Raw genomic sequence first — 14,267 nt, 5'->3', positions numbered from 1 at the left:
CGCCCGCCCGCGCGGCGGCATGTTTGGCTCAGGCCACCACGAGCCGGAGCCCGTACACCCCGAGCACCTCGTTCACCGGCTGGAACCAGGTCTCCCCGCCGGAGGAGCAGTTGCCCCATCCGCCGGAGGTCATCCCCTGGGCCTGCTCGCCGGTGATGAAGGAGCCACCGGAGTCGCCTGGCTCGGCACACACGCTGGTCTTGGTCATCTGGTGGACCGCGCCCTGCTGGTAGTTCACCGTCTCGTTCTTGGCGAGCACGGTGCCGCAGTGCCAGCGCGTGGTCGACCCGGACCGGCAGATGGACGACCCGACGGGTGCCTCGGCGGAGCCACGCACCAGCCGGTCGGGGACGGTGCCCCACCCGAGCACGACGGGCACCGTCCACCAGCCACCGCCGATGCGGATGAACGAGTAGTCGTTACCGGGGAACGAGGAGCCGGCGAACGTGCCCATCCAGGAACCGTCCCAGCCGTTCACACTCGCGCCGGCGCCGCCACAGTGCCCGGCGCTGACGAACCCGCCCTCCACCGAGAACCCGATGGAACAGCGGACCCGCCCGTTGATGATGTACGGATCGCCACCGACCGTGCCGGCCGCGAACGTCCGGGGCATCTCGTCGGTCTCCTCGACGGTGATCGGCCCGAGTTTCCGCGCCGCGGCAAGGAAGTCAGTGGCGTCGCCACCCCGCCGCACGACGACGACCACGCTGCCGGTCCGTGGCTCGACCCGCCAGCTGGCGACATCCCGCGGCGCCTTCAGTCCGTCCAGCCCGGCCTTGACCGCGTCGAGCTCGGCCAACGTGCGCGGAACGCGGACAACGGTGGCCCCGGTGGCCCGCACGGCTTTGGCGTTGTCCAAAGTAGACAAGCCGACGACGAGGGAGCCCCGCGCCGGGTCGAACCACGAGCCACCGTATGCCGCGCCGGCCACTTCCCGCGCGGCCGGATCGATTTCCATGGCAGTGGCTTCCTGCCGCATCCGGGTCAGGGCCCGCGTCTCGGTCAGACCGAGATCGCGCTGCATGGCCGCGACGAACGGATCGCTGGAGACGGCCTCACTCACCGCCGGCGCACCACCGGCGAGAACGGCGCTCATGGCCAGGAGCGCGGACGCGCCCGCCAGGCCGAGCGTTCGTGCCTTCTTCATGATGCTCTCGTTTCTCAGCAGGGGTTGAGAGGGATGAGAGCGCTCTCACGAACAACCGTGAAGTATCCGGTGCAGTCTCGTCAAGGTCTAGACCAAAGTTCGTTGATCTAGGACAATGGATCGCGGTCCCCACCCATCCCGCACGTCATAGCCCGTAGAACTCACCGCCCGACGACACGACCACCACACTGTTGTCCGCGAGGGACGGGCCGGCGACCGCCGCCCAGCCTGCCCGTAGCTCGTTCGTGTTCTTCTCCTTGGGCAGGTCCGGCCTGGGTAGGCCGGTGTAGCCGCCGCCGACGACCACACCGGAGGTGTTCACCACGAACACACACTCCGCCCGGCGACCGTCCACCAACGCCCATCCCCGCAGTTCCACCCCGCCCCGCACCGGGCCCGTGTCGACCGAGCCGACGCCCCGTTTGAGGCTCGGGACCCGCGACCCCAGCCGCATCCCGCAGCCGAGGTCGAGGTCGTCGACGAACGGGTAGAACCCCGCCCGCTCGGCCACTTCCCACACGCGCGGCTTCAACCGGTACTGCCGGGCAACGTCGTCCGCACCCACCCGCATCGCGACCGCGACCAGTCGCTGGTTCAGATACTGGTTGCGCACGTTCACCGACTCCATCGAGCCGGCGGCGAACGTCGCCAGGGCCACCGCGCACGTCGCGACCGCGACCCGCACCGGGGGCAGGGCCGGTCTTCGAAGCACGACAAGGGCCAGCACGGCACACGCGGCGAGGCCCGACAGCGTGGCGTACCGGGCGGTCAGCCCGATCGTCGGGCCGTAGTCCTCGCGGGACAGGCCGATCATGGCCGCGGCGCCGAGCATGTGGGTGCCCAGGCCGACCCAGCCGACCGCCGCCACCGGCAGCTTCGCTAATCGCTCCCGGACGGCGAGCACCACGAAACCCGCCAGCACGACCGCGATCGCGCCACCCACCGCCAGTGACAGCGGCGCGCCGTCCTCCACGCGGATCGGGCTGAGCACCCCGGCTATCGCGGCCAGACGCGTGTCGATGCCGAACTCGCCGCCGGGGCCGACACCACCCGGCGGGGCCGGGAGCAGCGACCACCCGACCGCCAGCGCCACCACCGCGCCCAGCGGCGCCAGCACCCGCCACAGCGCGTCCCCACGCAGCCACGCGACCAGGGCCAAGGCCGGCCACAGCGCGAACGCCGTGCCGTGCCCCAGGTTGGCGAGCACCCCGAGCAGCAGCGCCGCAACGGTGTGCCCCCGGTGCGCACACAGCATCGCGAACATCGCCGGCACGAGGCCGAGCAGCCAGGACGCGCCGCTCATGCTGATGCCGAACATCTCCAGCGCACCGGAGGAGAACACGAGGAACGCGAACGCGACGGTGAGCGCGCCCTTCTTCGTGCCGTCGAGGTCGCCCGGCAGCATCGCACGCAACGCGACGACGGCCGCCGCCGCGAGCAGGACGTTCACGAGCCCGACGACGTTGTTCGAGCCGTCGGTGATCGTGGCGTCCGCCCAGAACACCAGCCCCGGCGTCACGATCGGATGGCCGTTGTGCAGTTTGAACAGCCCGCCGACGTCCAGTCCGCCGGTGCGTGTCGTGGCGTGGGTGAGGATCTGCCAGTAGTCGAGGAAGTGCAGCCGCGGCGACCGCAACACCTCCACCACCATGAGGACGACCGGCACAGCGGCCAGTGCGGTCCAGGTAACGGTGGATAACCATCTGCGCCGCGCAGCGCGAACGTCGACGACCATCGACGATCCTCCCCAGGTGAACGCCAGGTGGCAGAACCTACCCGGGCCTCGGGAGCCAGCGATAGGCGACGGCCGTGAACGAGACACGCGAACGACGCACGGCTATCAGGAAGGCGAGCCCCTGAGGCTCAGCGAAGGTGAGTACGGGACCGGCGGAGTTCTTGGAGTCCCGGATGCCGAACACGGCCTCGTCCCGCGCGATCTCCACGCACTCACCGCCACCCGAGCCACTGAAGCTGGACTTCCGCCACGTGGACGAGCTGTCGATCATCACGTGACCTCCTTGACGGCCCTCTCGATGATGCCACGAGACACGTGCGGATCAGCGGCACGCGCACGGAGTTCGATCACGGCACGCCGGTACTCGGCGATCTCGTCCGCGTTCTCCACATACGTGCCGCCGGTCAGCGACTCCAGGTGGACCAACCCCGGATCGCCCTCCATGTCCGGAGGGAACGTCATCACCACGAAGTTGCCGCCGTCCACCGCGGGCGTGGGGCCGGCATCGAACGGAAGGACCTGGATCTCGATCCGGGGGCGCTTCGACATCTCGATCAGATGCGTCAGCTGATCGCGCATGGTCGCGGTGTCGCCCCGCTGTCGGTAGAGCACCGACTCATCGACAACAGTCCGGAAAATAGCTCGATCCAGGATCCGCTGGCGGCCGACGCGAAGGTCGGCTGCCTTGGCGAGCTGCTCCCTGGTGAAGTTGGGGTTGCCGCGCAGCACCGCCTCGGCGTACCGGCGGGTCTGGAGTAGGCCCGGTACGACGATCGTGTTGTAGGTGAACAACTCCGCCGCTCCGGACTCCAGACCGAGGAAGAGGTCGAACCACTTCGGCACCGCGCCGGACGTGGCCGTCCACCAGTTCTTGGCCTTGCGGGCGGCGGAAAGCAGGTCCCGCATGAAGGGAATCTGGTCTGCCTTGCCGTAGAGCCCCAGCAGCAACTCGAGGTCAGCGGCTGTCGGCAGCTGGCCTGCCTCGATGTTGCTGATGTGCTGGATGGTGCGATCGAGCCGCTTGGCGGCGTCCTTCTGCGGGAGCCGCGCCTCGAGACGCCATTTCTTCAACGACAGCGCGATCATTCGCTTGAACAGCGCCGGACTGCCGTTTCGAAGCGCCACGGGAAGACCTGACTCGTTCACCCCAACCCACCAGTCCAATCGAAACAGGCGAGTTCAGTTCGCCGCGAGACGAACCTAGCGGCCGGGATGCCACCACTTCCCACAGCTTCCACGGTGTCCACCCAATCGAGTGACGGCCCACCGCGAGCAACTCAACGGTTCTCCAGGAACTCCTTCGCTCCCTTGACCTCTCGTTCGACGTCGGGGCGCAGTGTCCGCCGCAGAACCGGTTCGGCGAACCACCGGAGAAGCGGGGAGAAGCCGAACTCGATGGTCCGGCTCACCCGCGTGCCACCGGCGACCGGCGTGCAGACGAAACTCGCCGCGAACGTGCAGAGGCGCCGGACGAGCCGGTTCCACGGCGGCGGCGCGTACTCGACGTCGACCCGCTCACCGGGCGTGAGCCGCATGCGGGAGACCACCTTCATCGGCGGCCCGGGCAGGCCGGGCAGCTGCGAGCGGAAGCGGAAGTCGGTGACGTTGCCATCGCTTCGCACCCAGTCGATCGTGCCCAGCTTGTCGTCCACCTTCGCGTACTGCTCGGCGTCCATCACCAGCGCGAGGTACTCGTCGGGCGTGCACCGAACGGTCTGCTCAACTGTCACTCGAACCATAAGAAAGAGAGTACTCTCTTTCCATGGCGAGAACGACTCCCGGCGTGACCAGGGAACGCATCCTCGACGAGGCCATCCGACTGTTCTCCACCCGAGGCTACGACGCGACCTCGGTGGTGGACATCCAGGTGGCGTGCGGTCTGGCGCCCGGCTCAGGCGCGCTGTACAAGCACTTCCCGTCGAAGCGGGCACTGCTGGAGCAGGCCGTCCGCCGCAACCTGGAGACGATGGCGAAGCAGCACGCGGACGCCCTCGCCGAACTCCCCGCCGACCCGCGTGCCGCACTCCAACTGCTGGCCCAGGTGGTGTGGGCGGTGATGGACAGCGAGCGCGACCTGGTCCGGATCATGATCCGCGAGTTCGCCGGCTTCCCGGAGCTCTTCGAACAGATGTGGCAGGGGGTGCTCGACCACCTCTACCGCGAGTGCACCGAATGGATCACCGGGCTGCGCGACTCCGGACAGGCCGACGTCACCGACCCCGAAGCCACCGCCGCCGTCCTTCTCTCGTCGCTGACGTACTACCCGATCCTCGACATCCTCATCGGCCACACCCCGGGCGACGTGGCACCGCAGCGGTTCCTGACCAGCTGGCTCGACCACGCCGCGAGCACGCTCCGGCTCACCGACTAAGGCATCTGTTAGTCCATCCGGGTACCACTTCATATCCCGACGCTTGATCACCAGTTGTATCCCGCATGTCCATTGCCGCGCTTGCGCTGCGGATCACGCAGCCGGAGATCGAGACCACGGACAAGCTGATCGCGTCGATCGACGCCTTCGCGACCCATGTCACCACGGGACACCGGGCCCGATCCGGCGGCGACCGCGGCGATGCGATGAAGGACGCTCCTCACCGTGCGGGCGTGATGAAGGACCGCATGGCCGCCCGCCCTTCGCCACGCGCCCGCGATGCCCCAAGGGTGCCCCGGGGTCCTGAGGGTACCCTTCAGGGCACCCGGGAGCCGGCCTGACCTGCGAAGTCCTCGGTTCGCGCATCGAACGCGGTCCATCCGCCCCAACCTATTGGAATGAAGCATTCCGTTCTGCTAGTCTTGAACAGAACGAAGCATTCCGTTCCTTAGGAGAACACCGTGACCACCACCCTCGAACGGCCAGTCGCCGAGCCGGTTTCCCCAGCTCACCCACGCCGCTGGCTGGGTCTCTTCGCGATCCTCGGTGCCGACCTGTTGAACCTCCTCGACTCGACCGTCGGGACCATCGCGGCCCCTGCCATCCGTGCTGACCTGGGCGGATCGACCTCGACGCTGCAGTGGATCGCCGCCGGCTACACGCTTGCCATGGCCGTCGGGCTGCTGGTCGGCGGCCGGCTGGGCGACATGTACGGGCGCAGGCGGATGATGATCGTCGGCGTCGTCGGGTTCCTCGCCGCGTCGCTGCTGTGCGCGGTGAGCGTCTCCCCCGAGATGCTGCTCGCCGCCCGGGTGCTCCAGGGCGGGTTCGGCGCGGTCATGGTGCCGCAGTCGTTCGGACTCATCCGGGAGTTGTTCGGCGCCGACGTCGGCAAGGCGTTCGCGCTGCTCGGGCCGGTCATCGGGCTCGCGACGGTGTTCGGGCCGGTCGTGGCAGGACTACTCGTCGACGCCGACCTGTTCGGCACCGGCTGGCGGATGGTGTTCGCGATCAACCTGCCGCTCGGGCTGTTCGCGCTGCTCGTCGGGCGCCGGGTGCTGCCGGACAGCCCGCCGACCGCCCGAGGGGAGCGGCTCGACGTGCGGGGCGCGCTGCTCGCCGCCACCGGCATGTTCCTGCTGGTCTACCCGTTGACCCAGGGCCACGAGCTGGGCTGGCCGCTGTGGACCCTCGGCATGCTGGCCGCGTCCGCGGTCGTCTTCGCGATCTTCCTGCGCGCCCAGAAGGGCCTGGTGCGGATGTCGGTCTTCGCCAAGCGGTCCTACTCCTCCGGCGTCGCGTTCGTCGTCGCGTTCTTCGGGACGATCACCGGGTTCTCGCTCGCCGTCGGTCTCTTTCTGCAACTCGGGCTGGGCTACTCGCCGCTGAAGGCCAGCCTGACCATGGCGCCGTGGGCGGTCGGCGCGTTCGTCGGGTCCGCGGTCGGCGCCACGGCCCTCGCCAACCTCGGCCGGCACGTGCTGCACCTCGGGCTCGGGTTGATGGCGGTCGGCCTGGTGTGGCTGTACGTCAGCATGTCGATCGACGGGCCGCCGATCGCGCCGCTCGTGGTGTTCGGGGCGGGGATGGGCATGATCTTCGTGCCGCTGTTCGACATCATCGTGGGTGATCTGGCCGACGACGAGGTCGGCTCCGCGTCGGGGGTCCTGACCTCCGTGCAGCAGCTCGGCGCGTCGCTGGGCGTCGCGGTGCTGGGCACGGTCTTCTTCGCCAACGCGTCGGCGGGTGCGTTCGTGGGCGCCGCGAAGATCGTGACGCTGGTGGCGCTCGGGCTGACGGCCGTCACCTTCGCGCTCGGCTTCCTGCTGCCCCGCAAGGCGAAGGCCGCCGCCCACTAGGCTCGATGATCCAGTAAGGAGGATCCCGTGACGGCTCCGCTCAGCGGCCGCAAGGCACAGGCCGCCCGCAACGACCGGCTGATCGTCGAGGCGGCGCGCGAGGTGTTCGTCGCCGACCCGACCGCGCCGGTGGCCGCGGTCGCCGAGCGGGCCGGCGTCGGGATCAGCGCCCTGTACCGGCGCTACCCCAGCAAGGAGGATCTGCTGCGCAAGCTGTGCGCGGACGGCCTCGAGCTGTACACGAAGATCGTCGAAACGGCGGTCCACGACGAGGGTGACCCGTGGGAGGCGTTCGCGACGTTCATGAGGGACGTCGTGGACGCCGACACCCACTCGATCACGATGGCCTTGGCGGGCACGTTCACCCCGTCGGCGGAGCTGTACGAGATGTCCACCCGCGCCGGCCAGCTCAACGAGGAGCTGGTGTCGCGGACCCGACGAGCCGGCGTGATCCGCCCCGACCTGGACGTCGGCGACCTCGGCGCACTGTTCGAGCAGCTGGCGGTGATCAGCGTCGGCGACGCGGCCCGCACCCGCGACGTCCGTCAGCGCTACCTGACGATCATCCTCGACGGCCTGCGCATCCCGCCGACGACCACACCGCTGCCGAGCATCGCCCCCACGCTGGAGGAACGAGCCGGCCGGTGGACCCCACGCTCCTGAGTTGAGGGCCTGCCCAGCGGCACCATCCACCCGATCCTGGCGCGGCTCGAACGAGCGGGTTGGCTGACCAGCCGGTGGGAGGAGGTCGACGCCCGCGAGGAGGGCAGGCCCCCGCCGCCGGTACTACCGCATCAACCCGGCCGCCCTCGGGATCGTCCAGGCCGCGCTGCCTCGTGCGGAGACCTCCGCGCGGGGGCCTTCCCGCCTCCGAGCACACCTGGCGGACGGTGCCTCATGAACACCGCCGACCATTTCCGCACCCGTGCCCACAAGGACACCGTCAACTTCGGCCGGGCAGTCGAGCGGGACTCGCGCAACACGGCTCCCGCCGCGCACTCCCCGCGACTGCTGGTGCGGGCTCCCGCACTGCGGTTGGCGTTGCGGCGGGCACATGTGTGCGCGTACCGGGAGAGCAGATGAGGCGACCACGGTTGGCGGTGCACCGGAGCGTCCTGGTCGTGGACGTCGAGGGGTACGGGCAGGAGTGGCGGACGACGCCGCACCGGCTGGCCGTCCGCGAGGGCCTGGAACGGTCGCTGCGCAGAGCGTTCGACGACACCGGTCTGCCGTGGGCCGACTGCCGGGTGGAGGACTGCGGCGACGGGGCCTTCGTCCTCGTGCCGGCCCAGGTGCCCAAGGGTCTCCTGATCGAGACGCTGCCGTACGCGCTCGCGGATGCGTTGCGGCAGCACAACAAGACCCATGAGGCGCAGCCGGTGAAGATCGCGCTGCGGCGGTCGCCCGGCGTGCTCGTCGTGGTCACGTCGGAATGGTTCTTCGACGAGGTGGTCCGGCAGAGCTGCGCCATCGACCCGGCCACCTTCCGTCCGGTGTGGATCGCCGTGAAGGAAACGGTGACCACGGGCTGGATCTTCCGACCCGATCACCCGTCCCCGGCCGAGAACAGGGTGGTCGCGGCGTCATGACGCGTGCGAACTAGCCGATCAGCGCGGTGATGGCCTCGACCACGACGTCCGGCTGCTCCTCGGGGAGGAAGTGGCCGGACGTCGGCACGTCGACGATCCGCACGTCGGTGCCCCGCCCCTTGAGCTGGTACTCCAGGTAAGGGCTGGCCAGGGAGGCGATGCCCAGCATGGGCACGGTGATCGTCCCGTACGCCTTCTGGTCCTCGATGTCCTGGTGGAGCGACTGGTACCAGGAGTTGCCGACGCGGATGGTGTCCAGGGTCGCGTACGCCGCCGCGTAGAGCGCGCGGTCGCGGTTGCCGATCGCCGACTGGTCCACCAGCAGCAGCTCACACAGGTGGTCGACGAGATACCGGGAACGGCCGGCCAGCAACTGCTCCGGCAGCCCGCGCAGCTGGTTGAACGCGAACCACCACGGGTGCGGCTGACCCGGCGGCGCCAGCAGTGGCACCTCGTACAGGTGCTCGTCAGGATGCGCGACGTCCATGATCGTGACGGTGCGGGTCGCGGCCGGGTGGTTGGCGGCGAAGCTGAACGCCACCATCGCGCCGATGTCGTGGCCCGCCACGTGGACCGGGCCGAGGCCGAGTGCCTGCACGAGCCCGTGCACGGCGCGGGCGATCGACTTCTTGTCCCCGGCAGCCGGGCGCGACCCACCGATGCCGGGCAGGTCGACGGCGATCACCCGGTACCGCCGCGCGAGCGCCGGCATGATCTTGTGGAACTCCCACCACGTCTGCGGCCAGCCCGGGATCAGCACCAGCGGTGCGCCGGTGCCACCCGTGACGTAGTGCAGCCCGGCGGCGTGCCCCTCGCGAAATCCCGGCAGCACGGCACGTGGCGTGGCTGCCGCGGCTTCCGTGACCCCGCCGGTCGCCGCCAAAGCCGCCGTCGACACGCCCAACCCGAGCAATCCCCTGCGATCAAGTCTCATGCGGGAATCCTGCGGCTGCCGGACACCGGACCGGGATAGGCGATCAGGCCAAACTAGGTCGGTTTCACGCCGAACGTCTCCCGGTACGTCGCGGGCGCCACCCCCACGGCCCCGCGGAAGTGCGGGCGCAGCGCGGAAGCCGACGAGAACCCGCACTGCCGGGCCACCGCGTCGACCGGCAGCTCCGTGGACTCCAGCAGCTGCTGTGCGCGGATGACGCGCTGGTGGGTGAGCCAGTTCGCCGGTGTGGCGCCGGTGATCTCGCGGAACCGCCGGTCGAAGTTGCGGCGGCTCATGTTCGCCCGCCGCGCGAGCGTGTCCACCGGGAGCGCCTGGTCGAGCCGGCCGAGCGCCCAGCTCATGGTCTCGCCGACAGGGTCGGCCAGGTCGGGCTCCGGGACCGGCGACTCGATGTACTGCGCCTGCCCACCGGGCCGGTGCGGTGGCACGACCATGCTGCGTGCCAACGTGTTGGCCACGGCGGCGCCTCGCAGCACGCGGATCAGGTGCAGCCCCAGGTCCATGCCGGCCGCCCCACCGCCTGCGGTCAGCACGTCGCCGTCGTCGATGAACAGCACGGACTGCTGGACCTGCACCTTCGGGTACCGCTGCGCGAGCAGGTCGGCCATGGCCCAGTGCGTGGTCGCCGGCCGGTCGTCCAGCAGCCCGGCGGCGGCCAGCACGAACGCCCCACTGCACAGCCCGGCGATGCGGGCGCCCCGCGCGTGCGCGACACGCAACGACTCCAGCAGTGGCGCGGGCGGGGTTTCGCCGGCACGCGACCAGTTCGGCACGATCACGAGGTCGGCGTCCTCGACGGCGGCCAGGTCGTACGGCAGCGGGCAGGTGAGCCCGCCGCCGGCCAGCGCGGCGTCCGGCTCGCCGGCGACCACTCGGACGTCCAGCTCCGGCATCGCGCCGTAGTGCACGGCAAGGTCGAAAACGCCGAACGCGAACGACATGATCCCCAGGGATGCGCCACGGAACAGGACAACGGTCAGGCGGGTCGAGTCAGAGTGCGGCATCGAGATCCGCCCACAGGTCCTCGACGTGCTCGCAGCCGACGGACAGCCGCAGCAGCGACGGCGGCACGTGTTCCTGTCCGGCGAGCCGGGCTCGGCGCTCGATCGTGGACTCCACACCGCCCAGGCTGGTGGCCGCGTTGATCACGCGCAGTGCCGCGCACACGGCGTCGGCGTCGCCCGCGGTCTCGAACGACAGCATGGCGCCGAAGCCACGCATCTGGGCCTTTGCCCGCTCGTGGCCGGGGTCGCTCGGCAGTCCCGGGTAGCGGACGCGGGTCACGCGCGGGTGCCGTTCGAGCCGGACGGCCAGCTCCCCCGCCGACTCCTGGGCCTGCCGGACCCGCAGCGCGAGAGTGCGCAGGCCCCGCACCGCGAGGAAGGCCTCCATGGTGCCGGGGGTGGCACCGGCCAGGACGCGGTGCTGCCGCAGCCGTGCGGCCAGGTCGTCCTCGGCGGTCACCGCCAGCCCGATCAGCAGGTCGGCGTGCCCGCCGATGTACTTGGAACCGCTGTGCATGACCACGTCCGCGCCCAGTGCGAGCGGCTGCTGGAGCAGCGGCGTCGCGAACGTGTTGTCCACGACCACCGGCACACCCGCCGCTCGCGCGCCAGCACACAGCGCCGGCAGGTCGGCGACCTCCATCAGCGGGTTGCTCGGCGACTCCAGCCACAGCATCCCGGCGCCCTCGACGGCGGCGAGGGTGGCGTCTGTGTCGGTGCAGTCCTGGAGATCGACCGTGTGCCCGCGTGCGGCGACCAGGTGACGGACGGCCGTGTAGGAGTCGGCGGGCACGATGACCCGCGAGGCCGGCGACAGCAGGTCGACGATGGCCGCGGCGGCGCCCATGCCCGAGGCGTACGCGGTGGCCGTCCCGCCTTCGAGCTGTCCGATGGCGGACTCGAGCGCGGCCCAGGTCGGGGTGCCCTCGTTGCGTGCGTAGTCGTACTCGCCGCCGATCCGGAAGCTCGTGGCGAACACGGGCGGCACGTTCAGCGGCTCGCCAGGGCCCTCGGTGCGACCCGCGCTGACGCAGACTGTCTCGTCCCTCACGGGGTCCATCTAACTCACTCGCGCCGCCAGTCGGCGATCCGCACACTTCCTGACGTGGAGAGAACAGTCAGCGCCATCGTCACGGACGGCGACCGATGTGTGGGGTCTCTCGGACCGTTCGCCGTGGCCGTGCCGTGGTGGGCCGAGGTCGAGCCGGTCGTCGACCGGCTGCGGGAGTCGCTCGGGGTGCCGGCGTACGTGTTGCGGCTGCTGCGGGTGGACGGCGGTGACGGCGCGCGGGACGGGCACGTCACCTACCACGTCGAGGCGCCGGGCACGGCCGCGGTACTGCCCGCCGCGACGCTGGTCACCTACGACGAGCCGCTGCGCTCCCCGTGGGCGTCCGCGGCCGGGCTGCGCGAGCTTTTCGACTGGGCCCGCGACAATGTGCGTGTCACCGGCCCGGTCGAGCAGCGCAAGACCTGGAACCTGGCGGGCCTGTTCCGCCTCCCGACCGCGGACGGACCGGTGTGGCTGAAGGCGACCCCGGGGTTCGCGGCCGACGAGGCACGGGTGATCGCCGCGTTCGCCGCCGTGGACCCGACGCTGGTGCCGACCGTCCTCGCCGCCGCGCCCGGCCGGATGCTGTTGGCCGACCTGCCGGGCGAGGACGGCTGGGACGCACCGGAAGCGGTGCTGGCGAACGGGATCCACCGGTTCGTGCGGGCCCAGTCGGCGCTGGACACCCGGCCGTCGTGGCTGACGGCACGGGACGACATGGGCGACGAGGTCCGCGCGCTCCTCACCCGCGACCTGGGCCTGACCGCCGAGGAGGTGGCCGCCGCGCACGCGTTGCTGCCGAGATGGGCGGAGCTGGCGGACTGCGGCCTGCCGAACACGATCGTGCACGGCGACTTCCATTCCGGAAACTGGCGCGGCGAGCCGCCGGTGATCCTGGACTTCGCCGACGCGCACTTCGGCAACCCGGTGATCGACGGGTTGCGGGTGATGGATTTCCTCGCCACGCCAGCGAAGAAAGCCGCGGCACGGGCCGCGTGGATCGAGGCGTGGCGACAGGCCCGTCCGGAAAGCGACCCGGCACGAGCGCTTGCGGTGGCCGAACCGCTGGCGCACCTGTACTACGCGGTCCGGTACCAGGAATTCCTGGACGGCATCGAGGAATCCGAACAGATCTACCATCGGGGCGACCCGGCGTCGTCGGTGCGGGCCGCGCTGGGCATTTGATCGCCTTTCTTCGAATATCGCGATCGGGCCGGCTCGGGTACCCTCGGGCGAGCAGGCACAGGCACGGTCGGGGGGTTCGGTGTGGACAGTCGGCTCGGCTATCTACGGAGTCAGGCCGAAGGCGCCATGGCGGCGCACGACTTCGTGTGGGCGGCCGACGCCTTCCGGCAGTTGATCGTCGAACTCCACCATGCCGTCGGCCCGTTCGACTACGAGACACTCGTCGCGCGTTTCGAGCTCGGCATCTGCCTGATGCACACGCGGCAATGGCACGAGGCCGCCGGGCTATTCCGCGAGCTGGCCTCGATCTTCGAACGACGAGGACTTAACCGGCTTTCACTGGAATCCAGTGGGAACCTGGCGGCCAGCCTAGCCAACGTGGGCGATTACACGTCGGCGGTCCGCATTTTCGAGCACCTCATACCCGAGTTGGAGCGCGCCTTCGGCAAAGACGACGAGAGCGTGTTCGTCGCTCGGCACAATCTGATAACCGACCTCGAGGCGCTCGGCAAGAAGTCCCAGGCACAGCGTCAGGTCAACAAGCTGATTTCCGACCTCGAACGCACGCGTTCGCCGATGGACTACCTGATCGTCCAGGCCCGGCAGACACGGGAACGGATCAAGCGGTCCTGAGCCGGACGGACAGGCAGGTCACGCACCCCTCGAGCTTCTCGAACTCGCTGATGTCGACCCGGACCGCGTGCAGGCCACGGCTCCCGAGAAGCGCGGCCGTCTCCGGCGCGCTGGCGGCCATCAGCACCGTGTGGTCGTCGAGCAGCACGACGTGCGCGCCGCTCTCCTCGGGCACGGCGAGAAACCGGGGGAAGGCGGACGGGTCGTCCACGAGCGGCGGGTAGCCGATGACGGTGCCGTCCGGCAGGGCGGTGACCGCGGTCTTGAGGTGCAGCACCTTGGTCACCGGCACCGGGACCACCGTGGCGCCGGGCAGGTGCGCGGCCAGCTGTCGGATGCCCTCGTCGTTGGTGCGGGTGCTGCGCCCGACGTAGATCGTGTCCCCGATCTTGAGCACGTCACCGCCGTCGAGCGTGCCGGGCTCCTCGATCCGCCGGATGTCGAAGTTGTCGAGGGCCTTCTCGACCCCGCCGGTCTCGGCCCGCCGCTCCGGCGCCCCGGACCGCGCGATAACGGCGGTCCCGCCGTACACGACGACGGGATCCTCGACGAACACGGCATCCGGACAGTCATCGGCCGGCGCGACCTCGACCACCCGCCACCCGGCGCCGGTGAGTGCGTCCACATAGGCCTGCCACTGCCGCAGCGCGAGCCCGAGGTCGACCTCCTGCCGCTCGACATGCGTGAGGAGCCCTTGAGCAAGCCGCGGCCCCGGCCGCCGAACCAACGCGATCACGC

17 protein-coding genes are annotated in these 14,267 nt (G+C 70.2%); 8 read left to right on the top strand and 9 right to left on the bottom strand.

Going from position 1 to position 14,267, the window contains the following annotated elements; genetic code table 11:
* Positions 1-28 precede the first annotated feature (28 nt).
* From VF106_RS46500 to VF106_RS46480, 5 genes are all read right to left on the bottom strand, one after another.
* The gene (locus tag VF106_RS46500; protein WP_330846503.1) at positions 29-1,147 is read right to left on the bottom strand and encodes a S1 family peptidase; all 1,119 of its coding nucleotides are present in this window, start codon (positions 1,145-1,147) and stop codon (positions 29-31) included.
* Positions 1,148-1,292: 145 nt separating this feature from the next.
* Complete coding sequence (locus VF106_RS46495) at positions 1,293-2,882, bottom strand: hypothetical protein (protein ID WP_330846502.1); 1,590 nt, start codon at positions 2,880-2,882, stop codon at positions 1,293-1,295.
* Positions 2,883-2,919: 37 nt separating this feature from the next.
* Entirely contained in the window at positions 2,920-3,153 is a 234-nt protein-coding gene (locus tag VF106_RS46490) for a DUF397 domain-containing protein (protein WP_330846670.1), read from the bottom strand.
* Positions 3,153-4,007, bottom strand: a complete 855-nt coding sequence (locus tag VF106_RS46485; RefSeq protein WP_330846501.1) for a Scr1 family TA system antitoxin-like transcriptional regulator — start codon at positions 4,005-4,007, stop codon at positions 3,153-3,155. Before VF106_RS46485 ends, VF106_RS46490 begins: the two co-directional genes overlap by 1 nt.
* 152 nt (positions 4,008-4,159) lie before the next feature.
* Positions 4,160-4,621, bottom strand: a complete 462-nt coding sequence (locus VF106_RS46480; protein WP_330846500.1) for an SRPBCC family protein — start codon at positions 4,619-4,621, stop codon at positions 4,160-4,162.
* Positions 4,622-4,644: 23 nt separating this feature from the next.
* Here VF106_RS46480 and VF106_RS46475 point away from each other — a divergent pair, with 23 nt between their 5' ends.
* The 6 genes from VF106_RS46475 (at position 4,645) to VF106_RS46450 (ending at position 8,701) form a co-directional block, all read left to right on the top strand.
* Positions 4,645-5,253 carry a TetR/AcrR family transcriptional regulator gene (locus tag VF106_RS46475; RefSeq protein WP_330846499.1) on the top strand — a complete coding sequence of 203 codons (609 nt, stop codon included), beginning with the start codon at positions 4,645-4,647 and terminating at the stop codon, positions 5,251-5,253.
* 65 nt (positions 5,254-5,318) lie between these two features.
* Complete coding sequence (locus VF106_RS46470) at positions 5,319-5,594, top strand: hypothetical protein (protein WP_330846498.1); 276 nt, start codon at positions 5,319-5,321, stop codon at positions 5,592-5,594.
* Positions 5,595-5,714: 120 nt separating this feature from the next.
* Positions 5,715-7,112 carry an MFS transporter gene (locus VF106_RS46465; protein WP_330846497.1) on the top strand — a complete coding sequence of 466 codons (1,398 nt, stop codon included), beginning with the start codon at positions 5,715-5,717 and terminating at the stop codon, positions 7,110-7,112.
* Positions 7,113-7,139: 27 nt separating this feature from the next.
* Positions 7,140-7,775, top strand: coding sequence for a TetR/AcrR family transcriptional regulator (locus VF106_RS46460; protein WP_330846496.1), 636 nt, complete (start codon positions 7,140-7,142; stop codon positions 7,773-7,775).
* 234 nt (positions 7,776-8,009) lie between these two features.
* Positions 8,010-8,195, top strand: a complete 186-nt coding sequence (locus VF106_RS46455) for a hypothetical protein (RefSeq protein WP_330846495.1) — start codon at positions 8,010-8,012, stop codon at positions 8,193-8,195.
* The gene (locus VF106_RS46450; protein WP_330846494.1) at positions 8,192-8,701 is read left to right on the top strand and encodes a hypothetical protein; all 510 of its coding nucleotides are present in this window, start codon (positions 8,192-8,194) and stop codon (positions 8,699-8,701) included. Before VF106_RS46455 ends, VF106_RS46450 begins: the two co-directional genes overlap by 4 nt.
* A 10-nt stretch (positions 8,702-8,711) precedes the next feature.
* On the opposite strand, the gene VF106_RS46445 is transcribed toward VF106_RS46450, so the two are convergent.
* Genes VF106_RS46445 through VF106_RS46435 form a run of 3 tightly spaced genes read right to left on the bottom strand, consistent with a single transcriptional unit; the run spans position 8,712 to position 11,720 of the window.
* Positions 8,712-9,635 (bottom strand): alpha/beta fold hydrolase, encoded by a 924-nt coding sequence (locus VF106_RS46445; RefSeq protein ID WP_330846493.1) that lies wholly within the window; start codon positions 9,633-9,635, stop codon positions 8,712-8,714.
* Between the two features lie 53 nt (positions 9,636-9,688).
* Positions 9,689-10,660 (bottom strand): GlxA family transcriptional regulator, encoded by a 972-nt coding sequence (locus VF106_RS46440; RefSeq protein ID WP_330846492.1) that lies wholly within the window; start codon positions 10,658-10,660, stop codon positions 9,689-9,691.
* Positions 10,647-11,720, bottom strand: a complete 1,074-nt coding sequence (locus tag VF106_RS46435) for a trans-sulfuration enzyme family protein (protein ID WP_414639229.1) — start codon at positions 11,718-11,720, stop codon at positions 10,647-10,649. The genes VF106_RS46440 and VF106_RS46435 overlap by 14 nt, the downstream gene beginning before the upstream one ends.
* Before the next feature lie 45 nt (positions 11,721-11,765).
* Between VF106_RS46435 and VF106_RS46430 the strand changes: the two genes are divergently transcribed.
* Both VF106_RS46430 and VF106_RS46425 read left to right on the top strand, forming a co-directional pair.
* Positions 11,766-12,896 (top strand): phosphotransferase, encoded by a 1,131-nt coding sequence (locus VF106_RS46430; RefSeq protein ID WP_330846490.1) that lies wholly within the window; start codon positions 11,766-11,768, stop codon positions 12,894-12,896.
* Between the two features lie 81 nt (positions 12,897-12,977).
* Positions 12,978-13,529: a tetratricopeptide repeat protein gene (locus VF106_RS46425; RefSeq protein WP_330846489.1), complete on the top strand. Its 552-nt coding sequence runs from the start codon at positions 12,978-12,980 to the stop codon at positions 13,527-13,529.
* Here the strand turns inward: VF106_RS46425 and ddaH are convergent.
* On the bottom strand, positions 13,516-14,265 hold the full coding sequence (ddaH, locus tag VF106_RS46420) for a dimethylargininase (protein WP_330846488.1): 750 nt from the start codon (positions 14,263-14,265) through the stop codon (positions 13,516-13,518). The two genes, VF106_RS46425 and ddaH, sit on opposite strands and share 14 nt — an antisense overlap.
* Positions 14,266-14,267: the final 2 nt, after the last annotated feature.

Source organism: Actinophytocola sp. (genome assembly GCF_036378875.1).
In the GTDB taxonomy this organism is placed as follows: domain Bacteria; phylum Actinomycetota; class Actinomycetes; order Mycobacteriales; family Pseudonocardiaceae; genus Actinophytocola.
The sequence above is the reverse complement of the archived record's forward strand: the minus strand, read 5'-3'. Positions and strand labels throughout refer to the sequence as shown.